The sequence below is a fragment of the Streptomyces sp. NPDC006197 genome (assembly GCF_040613865.1).
Taxonomy (GTDB): Bacteria; Actinomycetota; Actinomycetes; order Streptomycetales; family Streptomycetaceae; genus Streptomyces.
Genome location: NZ_JBEXSZ010000264.1, coordinates 1 through 4,933, shown reverse-complemented (window position 1 = coordinate 4,933; position 4,933 = coordinate 1). Strand labels below are relative to the sequence as shown.

Annotated in this window: 3 protein-coding genes; all 3 read right to left on the bottom strand. The window is 70.1% G+C overall.

Features of this window, described 5'->3' with window-relative positions:
- Positions 1–599 precede the first annotated feature (599 nt).
- A complete protein-coding gene (locus ABZ318_RS39050) occupies positions 600–1,748 on the bottom strand; it encodes an extracellular solute-binding protein (protein WP_356907165.1) in 1,149 nt (382 codons plus the stop codon).
- A 107-nt stretch (positions 1,749–1,855) separates the two neighbouring features.
- Positions 1,856–4,624, bottom strand: coding sequence for a SpoIIE family protein phosphatase (locus ABZ318_RS39045; protein WP_356907164.1), 2,769 nt, complete (start codon positions 4,622–4,624; stop codon positions 1,856–1,858).
- On the bottom strand, positions 4,621–4,933 hold a 313-nt coding region (locus ABZ318_RS39040; protein WP_356907163.1), incomplete at its 5' end, for a hypothetical protein. The genes ABZ318_RS39045 and ABZ318_RS39040, both read right to left, overlap by 4 nt.

Below are 4,933 nucleotides of genomic sequence, written 5' to 3'. Positions count from 1 at the left end.
ACGGGATTGCCCGCCGGGTCGGTGAACTGGGTGGCGTTGTCGATGGTCACCGACGCGGCATGAGCCGTGCCCATGGCACCGAAGAGGGACAGGAGGAGCGCGGACAGGACGGCGAAGACCGCCGATGCCCCGGTTCTTTTACGCGACATGATCACTTGCCTCTTGCTGTGCGGGATCGACACGTACGAGTCGCGCCGTCCACGGCGAACCCGATGTGCCTGCGAGGGGGGTGGGGATGAGTGGATGCGTACGGAGGAGGTGTACGCGAAGGCGATGACCGACCGAGGACCGTGGATGCGGTAGTGAGGTCGGGGCAACGCGGCCCGTGGCGGAGGGAGGTGGCCGCCGTGTTACGGCTGCGTGTCGCCTCTTCGTGTTTACGTTAACGCGGGGTGTTGGGAAGAGTTTGAAAGCCCGAGTGCGACCTGTCAAGAGACCCCACCGGAGGCACTCTCACCCAGCGCCCACCAGGAGATTCACCGCCTCTCCCCCTGGCGCCGTTACCGTTGGTCCGTCCGCCGGTCGCCTTCACAATCCATGGTCGAAGTCCGCTTTCCCTGTCTGGACCGACACCCCCGCCCCGGCTCCTTCTCCGCCGTTCATCCGTTGATGGCCGCGTCCCAGTTCTCCCTCACCACCCGCAGCGCCTGGTTGAGCTGTGATTCGGAGGGGAAGGTCGGGGCCCCGCCTTCCACCGTCGGCAACCGCGAGGCCTTGTCCTTGTCGAGAGTGCCGTCCTTCGCCATGACGTCCATCAGCACGGGGCGGGCGTAGCCCGTCAGCCGGAGGTTCTGGCCGTGCGTGCCGGCCAGGTACTCCTGCCACAGACGGGCCGCGGCCGGGTGCGGGGCGTATTTGTTGATCGCCTGTGCGTAGTACTGCGAGAAGCTTCCGTCGAAGGGGATGGACACCTTCCAGCGCACGTCGGTGCCCCGCAGTTCGTCGATGTGCCTGAGGTTGAGGAAGTCCCACTCGATGCTGATGGGGGTCTCGCCGCGGACGATCGCCTCCGGGTTGGGGTTGCCGCGGTTGTAGTTGCCGACCTTGTCGAGCTTCGAGAAGAAGTCGATGCCCGGCTGGATGTCGTCGAACGAGCCCCCGTTGGCCAGGGCTGCCGCGTATACACCGGCGAAGGCCGATCCGGCCGTCGTGGGGTTGCCGTTGAGCGCCACCATGCCCCGGTACTCGGGCTTGAGCAGATCGGTGAAGGAGACGGGGCAGACCGCGACCCGGTTGTTGTCGCAGCCGATGGACACGTAGCCGCCGTAGCTGTTGAACCAGGCACCGCTCGGGTCCTTCTGGTTCGCCGGAATCCTGTCCCAGTCGGCGACCCGATAGGGGGCCAGCAGGCCCTGGCGCGCGGCTGCCTGGGCGAAGGCGTCACCGAGGTCGAGCACGTCGGGGGCGTTCGCCTTGCCGCGGTTCCGCTTGATGTCGTCGATCTCCTGCTGGCTCGACCCGAACGGATTGCTGTTGACGATCTTGATCCCGTACTTCTTCTCGAAGCCGTCCATCAGACCGCCGTAGTTCGCCCAGTGGCGCAGCAGGGTCGTCGTGTGGAGCGTGCCCTCTTTCTTCGCCTCTTTGACGAGCGCGTCCATGCCGCCGGCTTCCGCGGCGGAGCCGGCCACGGCGGGAGGCACCACCCGTAGCGGCTCGTCCTTCTCCCCACAGGCACCGAGACCCAGCGCCACGGCGCAGAGGCAGGCGATCAGGGCGGCGGTGCGCGTTCGGGAAGGTTCGACCACGGCGTCTCCGCAGGGCCAGGGGAACGGCAGGGCGTTTTCCAGACTACTCGGGCATTTCGGTGGTGTCCGTGTGGAGCGCACCTGCGGGTGCCTCCCGCCGGCGGCCTTCACAGCTCCACGTCGTCCCATTGGCTGAGGATGTCCTCCTCCCCCAGCCCGTCCAGGTCGGGCCCCGCGCCGGAGCCGATCGCCTGGGCGGCCCAGATGGTCTTTCCCCGGGGGGAGTAGCGGGTGCCCCACTTCTCGGCGTACTGGGCGACGAGGAAGAGGCCGCGACCTCCTTCGTCGGTGTCGCTGGCCCGCCGGATGTACGGGGAGGTGCTGCTTCCGTCGGAGACCTCGCAGATCAGGGAGCTGCTGTGCAGGAGTCGCACCCGGATGGGGTCGAGGCCGTAGCGGACGGCGTTGGTGATCAGTTCGCTGAGGATGAGTTCGGTGCCGAAGGCGATGTCGTCCAGGCCCCACTCGGCCAGCTTGCGGGCGCACGCGTTGCGGACCGGGCTCACGGCCGCCGGGTCGCGCGGCACGTCCCATTCGGCGACCCGGTGGGGGTCCAGACGGCGAACGCGCGCCACGAGGAGTGCGACGTCGTCGCCCGACCCTGCGGGCAGCATCGTGTCGATGACCGCGGCGCAGGTCTCCTCCGGCGTGCGGTCGGGGCCCGAGAGGGCGTCGCGCAGGGCGTCCAGGCTCTCGTCGGGGTCTCGGGCGCGGTCCTCGAGGAGGCCGTCGGTGTAGAGCACGAGCCGGGAGCCCTCCGGCAGGGTCGTCCGGATCGTCTCGACGGGCATGCCGTCGCCCAGTCCGAGGGGCGGGGAGACCGGCGCTGTCAGGAGCTCCACGCTTCCGTCGGGCCGGACGACCGCCGGCGGCAGATGTCCTGCCGTGGCCACGACGGCTTCGCCGGAGACGGAGTCGTAGACGACGCACAGGCACGTGGCTCCGGTGATCGTCTCTCCCCATCCCTCGGAGGACTCGTCCTGGGTGTCGAGGAGGGCCACGAGTTCGTCCAGGCGCCGGATCAGTTCGTCCGGGGAAAGGTCGAGGGCCGAGAAGTTGTGTACGGCGATGCGCAGCCGGCCCATGGTGGCCGCGGCGTGCAGGCCGTGGCCGACGACGTCGCCCACGACCAGCGCCACCCGGGCGCCGGGCAGCGGGATCACGTCGAACCAGTCGCCTCCCACGCCGGACTCGGCGGGCAGGTAGCGGGAGGCCACGTCGAGGGCCTCGTCGTCGGGGAGGTTGCGCGGCATCAGGCTGCGCTGGAGGGTGACCGCCATCGCGTGCTCGCGGGTGTAGCGGCGGGCGTTGTCGATGGAGACCGCGGCCCTGGTCGTCAGTTCCTCGGCGAAGGACAGGTCCTCGTCGGAGAACGACGCGGAGTCCTCCGACCGCCAGAAGTTCGCCACTCCCAGGACCACGCCCCGTGCGCGCAGCGGCACGACCGCCAGGGAGTGGATGCCGTAGTGAAGGACCCTCCGGGCTCGTTCCTCGTCCTGGGCACGCCATCCGGTGGAGGAGGCGAGGTCGGCCACTACCACGGAGCGGCCCTCCTTGACGCTGGTGTCCACCGGCGATCCCGGTACGAAGCGGATCAGTTCTCCGGAGGGGTAGAGGGGGTGCTCCTCGGTGATGCCGGCCATGGCCGCCCGGCGCAGCTCGGTGCTCGCTCCGGCCGGTTCCTCGCCCCGCAGGACGGGGTCCAGGAGTTCGACGGTGACGACGTCCGCGAAGCCTGCGACCGCCACCTCCGCCAGCTCCTCGGCGGTGCGCACGACGTCCAGGGTCGTTCCGATGCGCACTCCGGCGTCGTAGAGCAGGGACAACCGCTCCCTCGCCACCTCGGCCCGCCCGGAGAGGGAGCGCAGTTCCGTGGTGTCCCGCAGGGTCACCACGCTGCCGTGCTGGCCGCCGGGGGGCAGTGTGACCCGTTTGTTGAGGGCGAGGAGGCGGTCCGCGGCCAGGTGGACCTCGTCGGTGGCGATCCGGTCCGACGCCAGGAGGGCCGTGAGGGAGGTGTCGAGGCCCAGGTCCGTGACGCGGCGGCCCTCCGCGTCCGCCGGGAGGTGGAGGAGCCGGCGCGCCTCGTCGTTGGCGAGCAGCAGTCGGTGGTCCCGGCCCGTGATGAGCACGCCCTCGCGGACGGCGTGCAGGACCGCGTCGTGGTGCTCGTACATGCGGGTCATCTCCGCCGGACCCAGCCCGTGGGTCTGGCGGCGCAGCCGCCGGCTCACCAGGCCCGTGCCGAGGGCGACGAGGGCGAGGGCGCCGGCCGCGCTGCCCAGGAAGACGGGCAGCTGCTGGTTCACCGAGTGCTGCACCTTCTCGACCGTCACCGCCGCGGACACGATGGCGACCACGTTCCCCTTGGTGTCCCTGACGGGCGCCGCCGAGACCACGGAGAGCCCCAGAGCACCCTGGAAGGTGCGGGTGAAGGGCCGACCGGCGGCTGCTTCCGCGTAGGGGCCGATGACGTGCTTGCCGAGCTGGGTGGGGTCGCTGTGGGTGAGGGTGATCCCGTCGAGTTCGTACACGATCAGGGCGTCGATGCCGGCGGCCTTGCGGGCCCCTTCGGCGAGGGGCTGGAGCTCGATCGTCGGAAAGTCGCTCTGCAGTGCCCGTACGAGCCCTGGAGCGTGAGCGAAGGACTCGGCGGCGGCGATGGTCCGGTGCCGGGCGTCGGTCATGGTGTCGCGCCGGGCCTGCACGACGATCGCCACGACCGCGGCGGCGACGAGGAGCACCACGAGAACCAGCTGGAGAAGGAAAACCTGGCGGGCGACGCTGCGTCTGGTCAGCCAGGACCTGATGCGTCGCGGGCCCTCGATAGGGCTTTCGGAACGATCGCCCACCTTATGGTCCGTTTCTCCGCTCATGTCCCATATTTACTCCTTTTCGATTCGCATCTGGCAAGCACCGGGAGGTCGCGCTCCGGGCTCCCGGAGCGTCGGGCCCTCACCGCGCCGGCCAGGACCGGCTCTCCGACCTCGCGGCTCGGCACGGGACGGACGCCGTCGCCGAGATCGCCGTCCGGGGCGGAGCGGTCGCGCTCGGTGAACTCGGTGCCCCGGTCGGGACCGGGCTGCACGGGGTCGGCCGGCCCGGAAGCCGAGTGGCTTCCGGTGGCCGGGTTGGAGTTGACCAGGATCACCCGCAGGCCCTCGGCCTTGAGGATGCGGCAGGCC